This is a genomic window from Marinomonas foliarum (assembly GCF_003337275.1).
In the GTDB taxonomy this organism is placed as follows: Bacteria; Pseudomonadota; Gammaproteobacteria; order Pseudomonadales; family Marinomonadaceae; genus Marinomonas; species Marinomonas foliarum.
Genome location: NZ_QPJQ01000029.1, coordinates 31,985 through 47,309, shown reverse-complemented (window position 1 = coordinate 47,309; position 15,325 = coordinate 31,985). Strand labels below are relative to the sequence as shown.

Annotated in this window: 14 protein-coding genes; 7 read left to right on the top strand and 7 right to left on the bottom strand. The window is 43.5% G+C overall.

Annotated elements, in window-relative coordinates; genetic code table 11:
* Positions 1 to 42: 42 nt before the first annotated feature.
* Genes gatB through gatC form a run of 3 tightly spaced genes read right to left on the bottom strand, consistent with a single transcriptional unit; the run spans position 43 to position 3,250 of the window.
* Positions 43 to 1,488, bottom strand: a complete 1,446-nt coding sequence (gene gatB, locus DFP77_RS14360) for an Asp-tRNA(Asn)/Glu-tRNA(Gln) amidotransferase subunit GatB (protein ID WP_114412901.1) — start codon at positions 1,486 to 1,488, stop codon at positions 43 to 45.
* Positions 1,489 to 1,490: 2 nt separating this feature from the next.
* Positions 1,491 to 2,951, bottom strand: a complete 1,461-nt coding sequence (gatA, locus tag DFP77_RS14355) for an Asp-tRNA(Asn)/Glu-tRNA(Gln) amidotransferase subunit GatA (protein WP_114412900.1) — start codon at positions 2,949 to 2,951, stop codon at positions 1,491 to 1,493.
* Between the two features lie 11 nt (positions 2,952 to 2,962).
* Entirely contained in the window at positions 2,963 to 3,250 is a 288-nt protein-coding gene (gene gatC / locus DFP77_RS14350) for an Asp-tRNA(Asn)/Glu-tRNA(Gln) amidotransferase subunit GatC (RefSeq protein WP_110573030.1), read from the bottom strand.
* A gap of 236 nt (positions 3,251 to 3,486) precedes the next feature.
* Here gatC and DFP77_RS14345 point away from each other — a divergent pair, with 236 nt between their 5' ends.
* From DFP77_RS14345 to DFP77_RS14315, 7 genes are all read left to right on the top strand, one after another.
* The gene (locus tag DFP77_RS14345) at positions 3,487 to 4,530 is read left to right on the top strand and encodes a rod shape-determining protein (RefSeq protein WP_110573027.1); all 1,044 of its coding nucleotides are present in this window, start codon (positions 3,487 to 3,489) and stop codon (positions 4,528 to 4,530) included.
* 67 nt (positions 4,531 to 4,597) lie between these two features.
* Positions 4,598 to 5,383 (top strand): rod shape-determining protein MreC, encoded by a 786-nt coding sequence (mreC, locus tag DFP77_RS14340; protein WP_258861173.1) that lies wholly within the window; start codon positions 4,598 to 4,600, stop codon positions 5,381 to 5,383.
* A complete protein-coding gene (gene mreD, locus DFP77_RS14335) occupies positions 5,380 to 5,853 on the top strand; it encodes a rod shape-determining protein MreD (RefSeq protein WP_114412898.1) in 474 nt (157 codons plus the stop codon). Before mreC ends, mreD begins: the two co-directional genes overlap by 4 nt.
* Positions 5,854 to 5,875: 22 nt before the next feature.
* The gene (locus DFP77_RS14330) at positions 5,876 to 6,487 is read left to right on the top strand and encodes a Maf family protein (RefSeq protein ID WP_114412897.1); all 612 of its coding nucleotides are present in this window, start codon (positions 5,876 to 5,878) and stop codon (positions 6,485 to 6,487) included.
* Positions 6,480 to 7,934 carry a ribonuclease G gene (rng, locus tag DFP77_RS14325; protein ID WP_114412896.1) on the top strand — a complete coding sequence of 485 codons (1,455 nt, stop codon included), beginning with the start codon at positions 6,480 to 6,482 and terminating at the stop codon, positions 7,932 to 7,934. Before DFP77_RS14330 ends, rng begins: the two co-directional genes overlap by 8 nt.
* 16 nt (positions 7,935 to 7,950) lie before the next feature.
* The gene (locus tag DFP77_RS14320; protein WP_114412895.1) at positions 7,951 to 11,778 is read left to right on the top strand and encodes a YhdP family protein; all 3,828 of its coding nucleotides are present in this window, start codon (positions 7,951 to 7,953) and stop codon (positions 11,776 to 11,778) included.
* Positions 11,768 to 12,607 (top strand): carbon-nitrogen hydrolase family protein, encoded by an 840-nt coding sequence (locus DFP77_RS14315; RefSeq protein WP_114412894.1) that lies wholly within the window; start codon positions 11,768 to 11,770, stop codon positions 12,605 to 12,607. Before DFP77_RS14320 ends, DFP77_RS14315 begins: the two co-directional genes overlap by 11 nt.
* A gap of 70 nt (positions 12,608 to 12,677) precedes the next feature.
* Here the strand turns inward: DFP77_RS14315 and yjgA are convergent, their stop codons facing one another.
* From yjgA to ptsN, 4 genes are read right to left on the bottom strand one after another with little or no spacing between them, the layout of a single operon-like run.
* The gene (gene yjgA, locus DFP77_RS14310) at positions 12,678 to 13,214 is read right to left on the bottom strand and encodes a ribosome biogenesis factor YjgA (RefSeq protein ID WP_114412893.1); all 537 of its coding nucleotides are present in this window, start codon (positions 13,212 to 13,214) and stop codon (positions 12,678 to 12,680) included.
* Between the two features lie 6 nt (positions 13,215 to 13,220).
* The gene (gene mgtE, locus DFP77_RS14305; protein WP_114412892.1) at positions 13,221 to 14,573 is read right to left on the bottom strand and encodes a magnesium transporter; all 1,353 of its coding nucleotides are present in this window, start codon (positions 14,571 to 14,573) and stop codon (positions 13,221 to 13,223) included.
* An 8-nt stretch (positions 14,574 to 14,581) separates the two neighbouring features.
* The gene (locus DFP77_RS14300; protein WP_114412891.1) at positions 14,582 to 14,851 is read right to left on the bottom strand and encodes an HPr family phosphocarrier protein; all 270 of its coding nucleotides are present in this window, start codon (positions 14,849 to 14,851) and stop codon (positions 14,582 to 14,584) included.
* Between the two features lie 9 nt (positions 14,852 to 14,860).
* Positions 14,861 to 15,310: a PTS IIA-like nitrogen regulatory protein PtsN gene (gene ptsN, locus DFP77_RS14295; protein ID WP_114412890.1), complete on the bottom strand. Its 450-nt coding sequence runs from the start codon at positions 15,308 to 15,310 to the stop codon at positions 14,861 to 14,863.
* Positions 15,311 to 15,325: the final 15 nt, after the last annotated feature.

The following is a 15,325-nucleotide window of genomic DNA, read 5'->3' as shown; positions in this document are numbered from 1 at the left end:
CCGCACTCATGGTGCGGCTTTTTGCATTGTAAATGAGCGATTTTAGCCTTTCAGCATCTTGGTCAGTATAGGGTTCACCAAACCTGGATTGGCTTTGCCTTGCGATGCTTTCATAACTTGCCCAACAAAGAAGCCGATCATTTTCTTCTGCTTGTCTTCGTCTGCTGCGCGGTATTGCTCAACTTGAGCGGCATTAGCGTCTAAAATAGTTTGGATCATGGCTTCGATTGCGCCAGTATCTGTCACTTGTTTTAGGCCTTTAGCTTCGATGATTTCATCGGCAGAGCCTTCGCCGTTCCATATGGCTTGCAACACATCTTTTGCTGTTTTGCCATTGATGGTGTTGTCTTTAATTCGAACGAGCAACTCGCCAAATGCTTTAGCGCTAACCGGTGCGTTTTCAATTTCTAGCTGTTCTTGGTTAAGAAGCTTGCTTAGCTCGCCCATTACCCAGTTTGCCGTCAGTTTAGCGTCTGCCACAATGGTATTGGCTGTTTCAAAAAAGTCCGCCATGGCGCGCGAAGAGGATAGGACGTTGGCATCGTATTCGCTTAGTCCGTGCTCGCTTTGGAAGCGTGCCGCTTTTTGGCTTGGCAGTTCTGGTAGTGTTGCTTTAATTCCGTCTACGTATTCTTGCGTCAGTACTACCGGAAGTAGATCTGGGCATGGGAAGTAGCGGTAATCGTTGGCGTCTTCTTTAGAGCGCATGCTGCGAGTTTCGTTCTTTTCTGGATCATACAGGCGAGTTTCCTGAATGATGCGACCGCCGTCTTCCAAAATGTCTGCTTGGCGCTCTATCTCGGTGTAGATTGCTTTTTCGATAAAGCGGAACGAGTTAACGTTCTTAATTTCGGTGCGTGTGCCGTATTCTTTCTGGCCTTTAGGGCGTAGTGACAAGTTGATGTCGCAACGCATAGAGCCTTCTGCCATGTTGCCATCGCAAATACCAAGGTAGGTTACGATAGAGTGGATCATCTTAACGTAAGCCACGGCTTCTTTTGCTGAGCGAATATCTGGCTCAGATACGATCTCAAGCAAAGGCGTGCTAGAGCGGTTCAGGTCTATGCCTGTCATGCCCTGGAAATCTTCATGCAAGGATTTGCCTGCATCTTCTTCTAGGTGGGCGCGAGTAATGCCAACGCGAGAGGTGGTGCCATCTTCTAGCATTACATCGAGATAGCCTTTACCAACAATAGGATGATCCATTTGGCTGGTTTGGTAGCCTTTTGGAAGATCCGGGTAGAAGTAGTTTTTACGAGCAAAAACGGATGACATGCCAATTTCAGCGTTGATGGCGTGGCCAAACATAACGGCCATGCGTAACGCTTCCTTGTTAAACACAGGTAATGCACCAGGCATACCTAGATCAACAAGTGTGGTTTGTGTGTTTGGTTCGGCGCCAAAGCCAACGGCAGCGCCTGAAAACAACTTTGATTTTGTAGAGAGCTGAGTATGAATCTCAAGGCCAATAACAACTTCCCAGTTCATGCTTATGCTCCTTTTGCCATAGTTGGTGTTTGTAAGTGCCAATCTGTATTTTGTTGATACTGATGCGCTACGTTTAAAAGCTTGGCTTCGGCAAAATAGTTACCCATTACTTGTAGCCCAACCGGCATGCCATTGGCAAAGCCTGCTGGAACAGACATGGCTGGGATGCCTGCAAGGTTAACGGATAGGGTGTAAATGTCTTCAAGATACATGGCAACTGGATCACTTGTTTTGCTGCCAAGACCGAATGCGGTAGTTGGTGCAACGGGTCCCATGATGACATCGACTTCATCAAGTGCTTTAACGAAGTCTTCTTTAATCAGGCGACGAATTTTTTGTGCTTTTAGATAGTAAGCATCGTAGTAGCCTTCAGAAAGTGCATAAGTGCCAACCATGATACGTTTCTGTACTTCAGTGCCGAAACCTTCAGCACGTGAGCGCATGTACATGTCTAATAAGTCTTTTGGATCGTCGCAGCGGTGGCCGAAACGAACGCCATCAAAGCGAGATAGATTTGAAGAGGCTTCAGATGGTGCAATTACGTAATAGGACGGAATACTTAGCTGTAAGTTTGGCAGGGAAATTTCTTTTACCGTCGCGCCCAGTTTTTCAAACTCTTTTACTGCCGCCATAATGATGTCAGCGACTTGTGAGTCTAGACCTTCGCCAAAGTATTCTTTTGGTAATCCGATTTTTAGGCCTGTTAGCGGAGCGTTCAAATTGGCTAGATAATCTTCTGAAGGCGTATCTGCAGATGTAGAGTCTTTTTCGTCAAAGCCAGCCATAGCCTGCATCAAGTGTGCGCAATCTTCAGCGCTTTTTGCCATTGGGCCGCCTTGGTCAAGGCTGGATGCGTAGGCAATCATACCGAAGCGAGATACACGGCCGTAGGTTGGTTTTAGGCCAGTAATGCCGCAGAAAGAAGCGGGTTGGCGAATGGAGCCGCCCGTATCTGTGCCTGTTGCTGCAACAGCTAGTCCTGCAGCAATAGCTGCCGCAGAGCCACCTGAAGAGCCGCCAGGGACCATGTCTAGGTTCCATGGGTTTTTTACGGCACCGTAAAAGCTGTTTTCATTGGAAGAGCCCATCGCGAACTCATCCATGTTGGTTTTGCCTAGCATTACTGCGCCAGCCTGTTGAATGCGACTAGTTACGGTGGATTCATAAGGCGGAATGAAGTTGTTCAGCATTTTTGAGCCACACGTGGTTAATGTGCCTTCCGTGCAGAATAAATCTTTGTGGGCAATAGGGATGCCGGTCAGGCTAGTGCCTTTGCCATTTTGAATAAGTGCATCAGCTGTGGCTGCTTGTTCAAGAGCGCGCTGCTCGCTAACAGTAATGTAACTATTTAATTGCGGATCAAGCTTGGCGATACGCGCTAAAAATAGGCGTGTTAGCTCAACGCTTGAAATGTCTTTGTTGCGCAGCTTTTGCGCTAATGTCGAGATGCTTTGTTCGAACATGCTTGTCTCTCTTAATCGATCACTTTCGGTACTAGGAAAAGGCCAGCTTCGGTCTGAGGTGCGTTTGCTAAGAATGCGTCACGACGATTTTCTTCGGTGACTATGTCTTCTCTTAAGCGTTGAGTCATCTCAAGTGGATTAGAAAGAGGTTCAACACCATCGGTATCAACAGATTGCATTTGCTCAACGAGTGATAAAACGCTTGAAAGAGAGTGTTGGTATTGATCGGCGTCTGCCTCAGTAAGAGCGAGGCGTGCCAAGTGTGCAATCTTTTGCACGTCTTGTTTGTCTATGGACATGTTCCACCTAAATGTTTTGATTATCGTAAATGCCCGCCATTGTATCTCTTAGTGGTATTGCTATAAAGCAAAGCGGGTGAAAAAGAAGGCATATTTTAGATTTATTAATTTTTTTTGCTAAACAATGAAATACCTTGGAACTTTTTTAACATTTACGCGGAATCAACTTGCCCATTGGCCCCGTCATTGTTACATTTTGACGCTGTTCGTATCGTATTATCAGGGTGTAAGAATTCATGTTTAAGAAAATCAGGGGAATGTTTTCAAGTGATTTGTCAATTGACTTAGGAACGGCAAATACCCTTATTTACGTTCGTGACCGCGGAATTGTGCTAGATGAGCCGTCTGTTGTTGCTATACGTCATAATGGAAACCAAAAAACAGTGGCGTCTGTTGGTACAGATGCGAAGCGCATGTTGGGTCGTACACCGGGTAATATTACCGCCATCCGACCGATGAAAGACGGTGTTATTGCTGACTTTCATGTTACAGAAAAGATGCTGCAATATTTTATCTCCAAGGTTCATGAAAATAGTTTGTTAAAGCCAAGCCCTCGAGTTTTGGTTTGTGTGCCTTGTAAATCTACCCAAGTAGAGCGACGTGCGATTAAAGAATCCGCTTTGGGCGCTGGCGCACGCGAAGTTTATATTATTGAAGAACCTATGGCGGCGGCTATTGGTGCAGGTCTTCCTGTTGCTGAAGCGTCAGGTTCCATGGTTATCGATATCGGTGGTGGTACGACAGAGATCGCTATCATTTCTTTGAACGGTATTGTTACATCTGAATCGATTCGAGTAGGTGGTGACCGTTTTGATGAAGCCATTACTACATATGTTCGTCGCCAATACGGTAGTTTGATTGGTGATGCGACGGCTGAGCGCATAAAAACAGAGATTGGTATGGCTTACCATACTGGTGAAGAATTACAGATCGATGTTCGTGGTCGTAATTTGGCTGAAGGTATTCCTCGCTCTTTCACTCTAAGCAGCACTGAAATTCTAGAAGCGCTACAAGAGCCATTGGCTCAGATCGTACAAGCAATTAAAGGTGTTCTTGAGCAATCTCCACCAGAATTAGCTGCAGATATTGGTGAAACGGGGTTGGTTTTGACTGGCGGTGGTGCGTTGCTACGTGAAATTGATCGCTTGATCAGTGAAGAAACTGGTCTACCAGTTATCATAGCTGACGATCCGTTAACCTGTGTTGCTCGTGGCGGTGGTATGGCTTTAGAGTTGATGGACAAACACGCTTCTGAGTTGTTTACAGCAGATAACGAATAAGCGTTAGGAGCGTACCATTAATAATTCGCTTCTTTTCAGTGGCAAAGTATCCAGCACACGTTTTGTTGTGTTGGTTATTTTGTCTGTTGCGATGATCGTTGCTGATGTACGTTACTCGGCTTTTTCACAAGTAAGGCCTTATCTGACTTTGCTTGTGACACCTATCCAAGTTGTTGTTAACACGCCTCAGAAAATGTTCAATTGGGCTGGTGAGCATCTTGCGAGTAGGGAAGGCTTGGTTAAAGAGAATCAGTCTTTACAGTCTGAAATTTTAATCCTACGCAGTCGACAGCAGCGCCTTGAATCTCTGCAAGCAGAAAATGTTCGCTTGCGAGAGCTTTTAGATGCATCTCAACGGGTTGATGAAAAAATCGTAATGGCTGAGGTAATTGGTTTTGACCAAAGTGCTTACAGTCATCGATTGATGATAGACAAAGGGTTTTCCTCTGGCGCTTATGTTGGTCAACCTGTCTTGGATGCGACTGGTGTGTTAGGGCAAGTTGTTGAAACATCTGCTTATAGTAGTCGTGTATTGTTAATTGCCGACGCTAATCACTTTGTGCCTGTGCAGCTTTCACGTACTGGCTTTAGAGGGATTTTGCGTGGTACTGGAAGCGTCACCATTATGGAATTGATGAGCGTTCCTCGTTCAGTTGATATAAAAAAAGGTGATGTGCTCACTACTTCTGGTTTAGATAATCGCTTCCCCAGTGGTTATCCAGTCGGTGTTGTTCGGAGTGTGAAATATACTCAGGGCAAAGCTTATGCTGATGTCGAAGTTGTGCCTTTAGCTCAATTAGGTCGAAGCCGTCACGTTATGCTTATTGAAAAGCCTAAGGCGGGACGGTCATGAAGCCTATCTTTGTATTTTGTATTACCTTATTAACCGCTTTAATGCTTGAGGCTGTGCCTTTTCCTGGTGATCTTGTCTGGTTCCGCCCTGAATGGGCTTTGTTGGTCATTTTATATTGGGTTATTGCTTTGCCATTCCGTGTTGGTGTTGGTTTGGCATGGTTTCTAGGTTTGATGGTTGATCTATTGCAAGGCGGCATAATAGGTCAGCACTCATTAACCTATGTGATTATTGCTTATACCTGTGCCGTGTTTTATAAACGGTTGAGAATGTATCATCGTTGGCAACAGGGTTTTTTTATATGTTTGTTGGTAAGTGTGAATCAGCTTGTCGACTTCTGGGTTGATCATTACCTTGGTAATGCTGAGCCAACATTAATGATTTTTATGCCTGCGGTTATTACTGGGGCTTTATGGCCTTGGTCTTTTATTATATTGCGCAGTGTGCGCCGTATTTATGCTATTCGCTAGGTTTATTCTTTAGGGATACATTATGCTTGTTTTGGCTTCAGCTTCGCCGAGAAGGAAAGAGCTGCTTGGTCTTTTGGTTAAGCGTTTTGAGGTGTTGCCTGCTGACATCGACGAAACCCCAAAAGAGCAGGAGGAAGCGAAAGAATATGTTGTTCGTATGGCAGTGGAAAAAGCGCATGCAGCATCCAGAATATATAAGCAACAAAATCATCACCTTGACTCTTCAGTGATTTTTCTCGCGTCAGATACCAGTGTGGTTGTAGACGGCTGTATCCTTGGTAAGCCGGAGTCTCTTGAGGATTCAAGGTCAATGTTAAGGCGGCTGTCAGGTCGTTCTCATCAAGTCATTACCTCCCTTTGTCTGTGCAATATTAATCTTGAATATGTCGCTACGGAATGTGTTGTAAGCGATGTGAGTTTTCGAGATATCTCAGATGTAGAAATAGATCAATATTGGAAAACCAATGAGCCTAAAGATAAAGCTGGTTCATACGGCATTCAAGGTTTGGGTTCTATTTTCGTGCGCTCTATGTCAGGATCTTATTCTGCTGTTGTTGGGTTGCCCCTTTATGAAACGGCTGAGTTGTTAGCCCAGTTCGGAATTCATTCACTAGAGGAAATGTCACATGAGTGAAGATGTACTCATTAATGTTACTCCAATGGAGATTCGCGTTGCTCTAGTTGAGAACGGCGTATTACAAGAAGTTTATATAGAGCGTTCCAGCCGTAAAGGGATTGTCGGTAATATTTATCAAGGCAAGGTTGTCCGAGTTCTTCCTGGTATGCAGGCGGCATTTGTTGATATTGGCTTGGAAAGGGCTGCTTTTATTCATGTATCAGAGGTTGTGAGCCGTGATGCTGTTAACCCAAGTGATCAAATTGGTGATTATTTGCGTGAAGGGCAATCTCTAGTGGTTCAAGTGACCAAAGACCCTATTAGTTCAAAAGGCGCGAGACTAACAACTCACCTTTCTATTCCTTCTCGCTATTTGGTTTACATGCCAGATCAGGCGCATGTTGGAGTGAGCCAAAGAATCGAAGATGAAGTTGAGCGTGAACGTTTAAAATCGTTAGTTTCTGAAGCGCTCACGGACGCAGATGAAAATAGTGGTTATATATTAAGAACTGCAGCAGAAAGAGCGGGTGAAGACGAGATTCTTGCTGATATCAAGTTTCTTACTCGTCTATGGCAATCTGTAAAGCGTCGTATGCAAAATGCAAAAGCGCCTTCTGTTATTTATGAAGATCTTCCTTTGCACTTACGTACTATGCGTGATTTGGTTGGACTTTCGACAGAAAAAATTCGAATAGATTCCAAAGAGAATTATGCCAAGTTACGTTCTTTCGCTGAAGATTTTATTCCTGACCTTAGAGATCGCATTGAGTATTATCCTGGTGAGCGTCCGATCTTTGATTTATACAGTGTTGAAGATGAAATTCATAAGGCGTTAGATCGTAAGGTGCAATTGAAATCTGGCGGTTATTTGCTTGTTGAGCAAACCGAGTCCATGACCACTATAGATGTTAATACTGGTGCTTTTGTCGGAAGTAGAAATCTTGAAGAAACCATCTACAAGACAAATTTAGAGGCGGCCACCGCAATAGGCCGGCAACTTAGGTTGCGTAATCTAGGTGGTATCATCATCATAGACTTCATTGATATGGAAGATGAAGAGCATAAGCGTCAAGTGCTACGTATGCTTGAAAAAATATTAGATGCGGACCATGCGAAAACCAAAATTACTGGGGTTTCTGAGCTTGGTTTGGTTGAAATGACGAGAAAAAGAACGCGCGAGAGTTTGGGACAAACCTTATGTGAGCCCTGTCGTTCCTGCCGAGGCAGTGGTCTTGTTAAAACACCAGAGACAGTGTGTTATGAGGTGTTCCGGGAAATATTAAGAGCAGATCGCGCCTATAATTCACAAACATACACTGTCTTGGCAGCAAGTGCTGTTGTTGAAAGGTTTCTTGACGAAGAAAGTGTTGCTGTTGCTGAGTTAGAGGCATTCATTGGCAAAACTATCCGTTTTCAAGTTGATTCTGTTTACACGCAAGACCAGTATGATGTCGTTTTGCGTTAACTAAAAAGGACCTAAGATGCGTTGGATACTGCGTAAACTGATCCTTTTTTCTTTTTGGGGGAGTGTTGCATTAACAGCATTGTTGGCCATTTTTGCGCTCAGTGTTGGGCAGCTGCTTCCTTATATGGATCGATATCGTCCGCAGATCGAGAATAATTTACAGCAAATTATTGGTTATCCTGTGACGTTGGCTAGCATTGATGGGGGATTAGAGGGAGTCGATCCTACTGTTTCTATTAGCGGGTTTAACATCCTCGCTAATAGAAAGGTCGCCGTTAGTATTGATGAAATGCGTATTCGCTTAGACACTGTTAAATCCCTGCTTAGTTTAAGTCCTCAGTTTACCTATATTCGTTTTGTCCGCCCCTATTTAGGGATGCAAGAGAGTAATGGTGTTTGGCATTTAGATGGCGCCACACCCACACGCAATGTTCGTAATGAAGTGGGGGTTGAGCGTGCTTTAGATTACCTATCTGCACAGAAAAACTTTTCTATTTATGATGGTCAAATAGACGTTAATAGCGAGCAGCTGGGCCTACATAAAATCCGAGTCCCACACCTGTATCTATTTCAGAAGTCTTATGAGTCTTTGCTGACATCAACTGTCTTTTTAGATGGCTATCAATCTCCGTTCAAAATTAATGCCCGCATAGCGGAAGCGCGAGGTTTACTTGGTAACTATCGAGTAAAAGCATCGCTTCATGCCCCGAAGATATCTTTACCTATTAATAGTTTATTACCGAATAATTCATATTCAATTGCATCTGCTGATTTTGGTGGTGAAATATGGCTGGATGCGATTGTTGGCAAAGAATATGAGGTTCGTGCCGAGTCAACAAATTTCAATGTTGCTTTTGAGGATGGGCAGCGTTTTGACACGACATCTTCTGTAAAGCTTCATTACTCGCAGAAACAGCCTGCGGTTCGTGTTGATGTGCAGGATTTAACCGTTAGGGATAGTGATGGCGTAAATTACCCAGCAATCAAGGGTGTGTTTGATTGGTCGTCTTTAACAAATCGTTCGACAATTCGCTTTAATCAAGCTGATCTAGGGTTGGGGCATGAGGTATTAGCGTATTTTTTACCAAAAGATTCTAACGCATTCAGTATTTTGAATGGCTTAAATCCAGTGGGAATGGCTAGCAATGGCAGTGTCCAAGTATGGCGAGAAAATGATCAATGGTCATTCCAGTTTTTAAGTAACCTACAGTCGGCATCGGTTAGCGCCTATAATGGCATTCCTCAGGCCGATAATGTTAATGCCGTTTTCAGTTTGTCTGAGGACAATGGTTATATTGATTTTCGAAGTAATGGAAGCAAATTGTGGTTCGATACAGTTTACGAGTCGCCGTGGCTGGTTGATAAACTTTCGGGTTATGTGGGGTGGCGGCAACAACAAGATGTATTTTTAGTGAGTGGTCGGGATTTGTTCGTGCAGCGTCATGGTGCAGATGTTGATGGTGGTTTTCGTTTAGAGGTTAGAAGTAATGAGCCTGACTGGCTTGCTTTAGATTTGCATGGTCAAAACTTATCTGTTGCAGATCGACTGGATTATATTCCGCCTAAAGTGCTTGATGAAGCGGTTATGTCTTGGATTCAGAAGGCATTTCCTAATTCTGGAGAAATCACTGATATTGATGTATTGGTGCAGAGTGATTTGTCTGACGGTGCTAAGCCTCACGTACGAGTGCAAATGGGGCTAAATGATACGGATGTGGCGTTTGATGAAAACTGGCCTACAGCGACGGATGTCAAAGGCAATTTTTCATATGACGGCTTTGGCATTAGTGTCCGAGTGGACTCAGCAAAGCTAGCAGACTTACCGATACGTGATCTTTTGGTTACGGTTCCAATCATAAATGAGCGAGCGGATTGGCTAAATATTTCGGGTGCAGTGGATGAAGACGCGCCGCTGGTTATGTCTACATTACAATCAACGCCATTGGCTCAGTCTGTCTTGTCACCTTTTGCTAATTGGCAATTGAAGGGGCGTGTAAAAGGCGAATTTGATGTTGCGATTCCTTTTTCAGCTGACATGGAGCCCAAGGTACAGCTTGCGCTAGATATTAAAGACAATTCGTTGCGAATTAATGAACTTGACTTGACCGGTTATGTTCAAGAAGGGAGGCTGAATTACAGCTCTAGTGAGGGTATAACCGATTCAGGATTTGATGTGCAAGCTTTAGGTGGAGTCTCTCACCTAGCGTTGTCTTCTATGGCAACATCTGATGGGAGCGGTGGGTTGGCAGTTATTGGCGATCTTTCCGGCAATGTGGATGTTAAGGAAGTACTTAAATGGCGTAATGTTACTGATGTGGCCGTAAATAAAGTTTCTGGTTTGGCAGATTATGTCGGCAAATTATCAGTGAATCAATCTCAACCGGGTCAAGTCGACTTTACTATCGATAGTGATTTATTGGGTGCAAAAATCGATCTGCCAGAGCCTATTGGGAAAGAATCGGGTGAAGTAAAGCCGTTACAAGTTAAAGTAAGGCAGCATGAATCCGATCTTGTTATCGATGCAAGCTACGATGCTTTTTCGAAGGCAAGGTTATTGCTCCAAAACGAAGAGTTTGTTGGTGGCGAGTTGATTGTTAGTACGGTGCAACATAAAGGGCTGGGTTCAACCATACCAAATGGTTTGGTGATTAGTGGTGATCTAAAACAGCTTCTTGTTAATGAGTGGCAGTCTGTAATCGCTGATTTTTCAAACGAAAATACTACGTCTGATTCGGTGGAAATTCCTGCTCTACCTGCTTGGTTGAGTCGTGTTGACCTTATAGTGGATAGGGTGGTGGTAAATCCAAATAATACTTGGCATAACTTTAAGGTGCTTTATAACTCGTCTACGGATAAGCCACTCTTTGTAAATTCAGATGAAATGAATTTTGCTTTTATAAGGAAAGATGGTGTGGTTAATCTTAATTTTGGTTTTCTAAGCTGGAATTCTGATTCTTCAGAGGATGATGCTGATAGCGGTAAAGCGGCACCTTTCTCGGCTAAGCAAATTCCCAATATGAAGTTATCGGTAGATCAACTTTATTTTAATGAAAAGCCCTATGGTGATTGGCAGCTAACTATAACCAGAGAAGGAGATGTTGTAAGGGTTGATCCTATTTCATCTAAGTTAAAAACGGGCAGTTTTAAAGGTTCTTTATTTTGGCAAGACAGTGGGAAGGCTTCCAATGTTGAGCTAGTTATTACTGCTGATGGTGCTGACCTTGCAGAATTAACACAAAAGTTTTCCAACGAGGCCATTGTTACGTCTAAAAATTACAACATCGATGTGGGGTTAAGTTGGAAAGGGCACCCATTTTATTTTGATCGTGAATCTGTATCTGGACGGATTGCTTTTTCGGCATCGAATGGTAATTTCAGTAAAGTTGATGAGTTACCTCCATTTTTGAAAGCGCTAGGTATCTTTAATATAGGGGCCTTAAGTCGACGTTTGTTGTTGGATTTTTCAGATGTTTATGAGCCAGGGTTAACTTATGATGAGTTTAAAGGGGTGCTTTCACTTGGCGACGGGATTTTGAAAACGGTTTCTCCAATTACCATCAAGTCTCCGACTGCTGAGCTTGTTGTTGCTGGTGAGGCGGATATTGTGAATGAAATATTGAATGAAAAATTAACGGCGACTTTCCCCTTAACTGGCACGCTTCCTTTGGCGGGTTTGATTTGGGGGACACCTCAATTAGCAGGTTTATTGTTCATAACTGATAAGCTAATAGGTGATCAGTTATCGAAGGTAACGAGTGTTCAGTATAAGGTTGAAGGTTCATTTAATAATCCTGTTATGACGCCAGTTCGATATCAGCCACAGGGTAAGTCAAATGACAAATAGATTGTCTGTTGCCGCTATTCAGCTGACGAGCACGAAAGATTGGCGAAGCAATGTTAAAGAGGTTAAGCGACTCGTTACTTCAGCTGTTCTGGATGGAGGTGCGCGTCTCGTAGTCCTTCCTGAGAACGTATTTTTGTTTGATGGCAAAAGCATGCGTCGTTTGGCTGAGTCTGAAGATCAAGCTACGATTTTTGCTGAAGTTAAGGCCCTTGCTGTATTGCACTCTGTCTATATCGTTATTGGCTCTCATCCATCCCTTCTTAGGTTTGACGGCAGTGTGGTTCCTAATGAGCGTGTGAGGCAGTCTTGCTGGGTAGTTGGGCCGGATGGCGCAGTGCTTGAACGATATGACAAGATTCATTTATTTGATGTGGCTGTCGATGATAAAGCGGCCTCTTATAAAGAATCTGACGTTATAGAAGCGGGTGAATTATCATTAAAGGTGTTGGACATTGATGGTTTTAAAGTTGGTCTAAGTATTTGCTATGACTTGAGGTTTCCAGAGCTATATCGACAACTGGTAAGTCTAGGGGCCGAAATATTGTTAGTGCCATCCGCATTTACTTATGTCACTGGAAAGGCGCATTGGCGCACATTGTTGTCTGCTCGTGCAATAGAGAATCAGTGTTATGTATTGGGTGTTGGTCAGTGTGGTTGGCATAACTCAACAAGACAGACTTATGGTAATAGTGCTTTATATTCGCCGTTTGGTGAGTGTTTGGCGGATTTGCAGGAAGAGCCTGGCTTTTTTGTTTTTGAAGTGGAAAAACAAAGGCTGAATGGCTGCAGGAAAAAGATGCCCTGTTTAGTTCATCGTAGATTTCGCTAAAAAAGCCCCGGTCAGTTATGTCTGTACCGGAGCTTTTCGTCGTTAATTCCAATAGACTTAGTTTTCTTTGTTAGTCTTTTAGGCCCAAGCGCTTTTCTTCGGCTTCACGTAAAAAGCGGAAAAGTTTTTTACGATTTGTTGTGTTTGAGGCTTGGGATACTTCCTTCTGTGATAGGCGAATTAACTGCCTAAGCAATTGAATGTCTTCAATCTGAGGGTTTTCATCTAAGTATTGTGACAAAACCTCTTTGCTATTTTCACCAATCAGTGCATCACGCTTTACTTCAAGTTGGTGAAATAATTTATTGTAAGCGGCCGACGTCGAGTCAAACAGAGCGACACGATGCGCAATGGCTTCGTGGTCTTCTGTGCGCATTACCTTGCCAATATATTGGAGATGTCTTCTCATTGCTTCGTGTTGTTTTATGCGCCCTGCTTCAACAAAGGCTTCGCGTAATGTGTCTGACATCTCAACTTTCTTAAGTTGATTTTTACTTAAGCTTAGTAGTTTTTTACCTAGATCTTGCAGGGCTTCCATTTCACGCTTGATCTGGGTTTTACTTTTAGGGATGTCTTCTTCGTTTTCAAATTGATCAAAGTCTGTCATGGGAACCTATATTAGAAAAATAGTAGCGAGACCAAGGAAAGAAAGGAATCCAATCACGTCGGTCACGGTAGTCAAAATTACGCTGCCAGCAAGGGCAGGGTCGATACCAATCTTTTTCAAGAAAATTGGCAGAAGTGTACCAGTGGTTGCTGCAAATAGCAGGTTTATTATGGTGGCACCCGCAATGATATAGGCAATCTTTATGTTGTCAAACCAAAGAGCGGTAAGGGCTGCGATAACGGTTGCCCACAAAATGCCATTGAGAAGACCTACAACAAGCTCTCTATTCAAAAGCCAGCGAGTGTTGGTTGCTCCAATCTGGTTGAGTGCTATACCACGAATAACCAGTGTGAGTACTTGTGAGCCAGCGATGCCGCCCATGCTGGCAACAATAGGCATTAATATTGCCAATGCGACCACCTGATCCAATGTGTTTTGAAATAGACCAATAACATAGGAGGCAATAAATGCAGTAATAAGGTTTATACCTAGCCAAACAGCACGACGTTTGGTGGTTTTCATAATAGGGGAGAAGGTGTCTTCGTCATCATCGAGGCCTGCCATGCTTAACATGGAGTGTTCTGCCTCATCTCGAATAACATCAACCACGTCATCTATAGTGATACGGCCAAGTAATTTTCTGCTTTCACCATCAATAACCGGAGCTGAGACAAGGTCCATTTTCTCAAATAACTGTGCGACTTCACTCGCGGGAGTTTCTGCATTGATAGCGGTAAACTCTGTTTCCATAATATCACGCACGGTTGCGCTTGGGTTGGAAACTAATAACTTTGTAAGGGACAATGTGCCTAGCAGTTTGTCTGAGCGGCTTACGACCAATAGGTTATCGGTCATATCTGGGATTTTTGCGTGCCTGCGTAGATAGCGAAAAACAATGTCAACGGTAATGTTTGGACGAATTGTTATTGTATCCGTGTTCATTAAGCCGCCAGCAGAATCCTCTGAATAGCTTAATAAATCTTCGACTCTTGTTCTGTCCTGCGCCGTCATTGACGCAAGAACTTCTTTTACAATTTTTTCTGGTAGGTGTTGCAGTAAGTCAGCTAGGTCATCGCTTTCGAAATGTTCAGAGACGGCGATTAGGCGTTCTGTGTTCATGTTTTTCATGAATTGAACACCAATATCTTCGGGTAGATACTGTAATACTTCGCCTTCGTTTTTGTCTTCGATGAGTTCCCATAAGAGCTTGCGCTCTTTTGGTGGGGAAGATTCTAGTAGTCGCGCAACATCTTGTGCAGGCAAGGCACCGTTAAGTAGGTAGCGTATTTGCATCGTAGCACCGGTCTCAAGGGACTCGGTAACTGTCTGCAAATGATTAAGGGTGTTTTGCTCCGACATGGTGCTCTTTACTCATCTTCACCGAAGCGATTGTTAATTAATTCAACAATCGCGTTAATAGCGTCTTGTTCGTCTTCACCATTTGCTTTTATGTTTATTTCGGTGCCTTTTCCTGCAGCGAGCATCATCATTGCCATGATGCTTTTTCCATCCACATTACGGCCGTCTTTCTCTATGGTGATATCGCAAGAAAAGCGTGTGGTTGTTTCAATGAGTTTGCCTGCAGCACGGGCATGCAAGCCAAGCTTGTTTATAATAACAATAGACTCTTCCAGCATGCTCTATACCTATACTAATGAGTTAAAAATATTGAATAGCTCTTCGTTATTTTGGGCTGTACGCAGCTTGTCTAATGACTCTGGAGACTGTGCTAATTCTGCTATTTGAGCTAATGTTGCAAGATGTTGGTCGCACTCATGTGGCGGAACAATCAAAGCAAATATTAGATCGACAGCTCGCTTGTCTATCGAGTCAAAATCGATAGGTGTCTGTAAGGACATCACGACTATGGCAGTATGATTTGCAGACTCTAGTCTACAATGTGGAATTGCTATTCCATTGCCTATACCGGTACTTCCAAGTTTTTCTCGACCTAGCAGGGCGTCATAAACCGCTTCGTTATCACAGTGAAGTCGGTTAGATGCTACTTCCGCGAGGTTTTCTAATACGCGTTTTTTGCTAATGATATCTTGCTTTGCGAGAACGAGGTCTGCTTTTAATAATGATTTCAATGACATGATAAAATGCTTTCC

Coding starts and splice junctions, on each gene's coding strand:
- DFP77_RS14320 (WP_114412895.1), top strand. CDS start 7,951: ATGCGTTGGATACTGCGTAAACTGATCCTTTTTTCTTTTTGGGGGAGT.
- ptsN (WP_114412890.1), bottom strand. CDS start 15,310: ATGTCATTGAAATCATTATTAAAAGCAGACCTCGTTCTCGCAAAGCAA.
- gatB (WP_114412901.1), bottom strand. CDS start 1,488: ATGAACTGGGAAGTTGTTATTGGCCTTGAGATTCATACTCAGCTCTCT.
- DFP77_RS14345 (WP_110573027.1), top strand. CDS start 3,487: ATGTTTAAGAAAATCAGGGGAATGTTTTCAAGTGATTTGTCAATTGAC.
- mreD (WP_114412898.1), top strand. CDS start 5,380: ATGAAGCCTATCTTTGTATTTTGTATTACCTTATTAACCGCTTTAATG.
- rng (WP_114412896.1), top strand. CDS start 6,480: ATGAGTGAAGATGTACTCATTAATGTTACTCCAATGGAGATTCGCGTT.
- DFP77_RS14330 (WP_114412897.1), top strand. CDS start 5,876: ATGCTTGTTTTGGCTTCAGCTTCGCCGAGAAGGAAAGAGCTGCTTGGT.
- gatA (WP_114412900.1), bottom strand. CDS start 2,951: ATGTTCGAACAAAGCATCTCGACATTAGCGCAAAAGCTGCGCAACAAA.
- DFP77_RS14315 (WP_114412894.1), top strand. CDS start 11,768: ATGACAAATAGATTGTCTGTTGCCGCTATTCAGCTGACGAGCACGAAA.
- gatC (WP_110573030.1), bottom strand. CDS start 3,250: ATGTCCATAGACAAACAAGACGTGCAAAAGATTGCACACTTGGCACGC.
- mgtE (WP_114412892.1), bottom strand. CDS start 14,573: ATGTCGGAGCAAAACACCCTTAATCATTTGCAGACAGTTACCGAGTCC.
- yjgA (WP_114412893.1), bottom strand. CDS start 13,214: ATGACAGACTTTGATCAATTTGAAAACGAAGAAGACATCCCTAAAAGT.
- DFP77_RS14300 (WP_114412891.1), bottom strand. CDS start 14,851: ATGCTGGAAGAGTCTATTGTTATTATAAACAAGCTTGGCTTGCATGCC.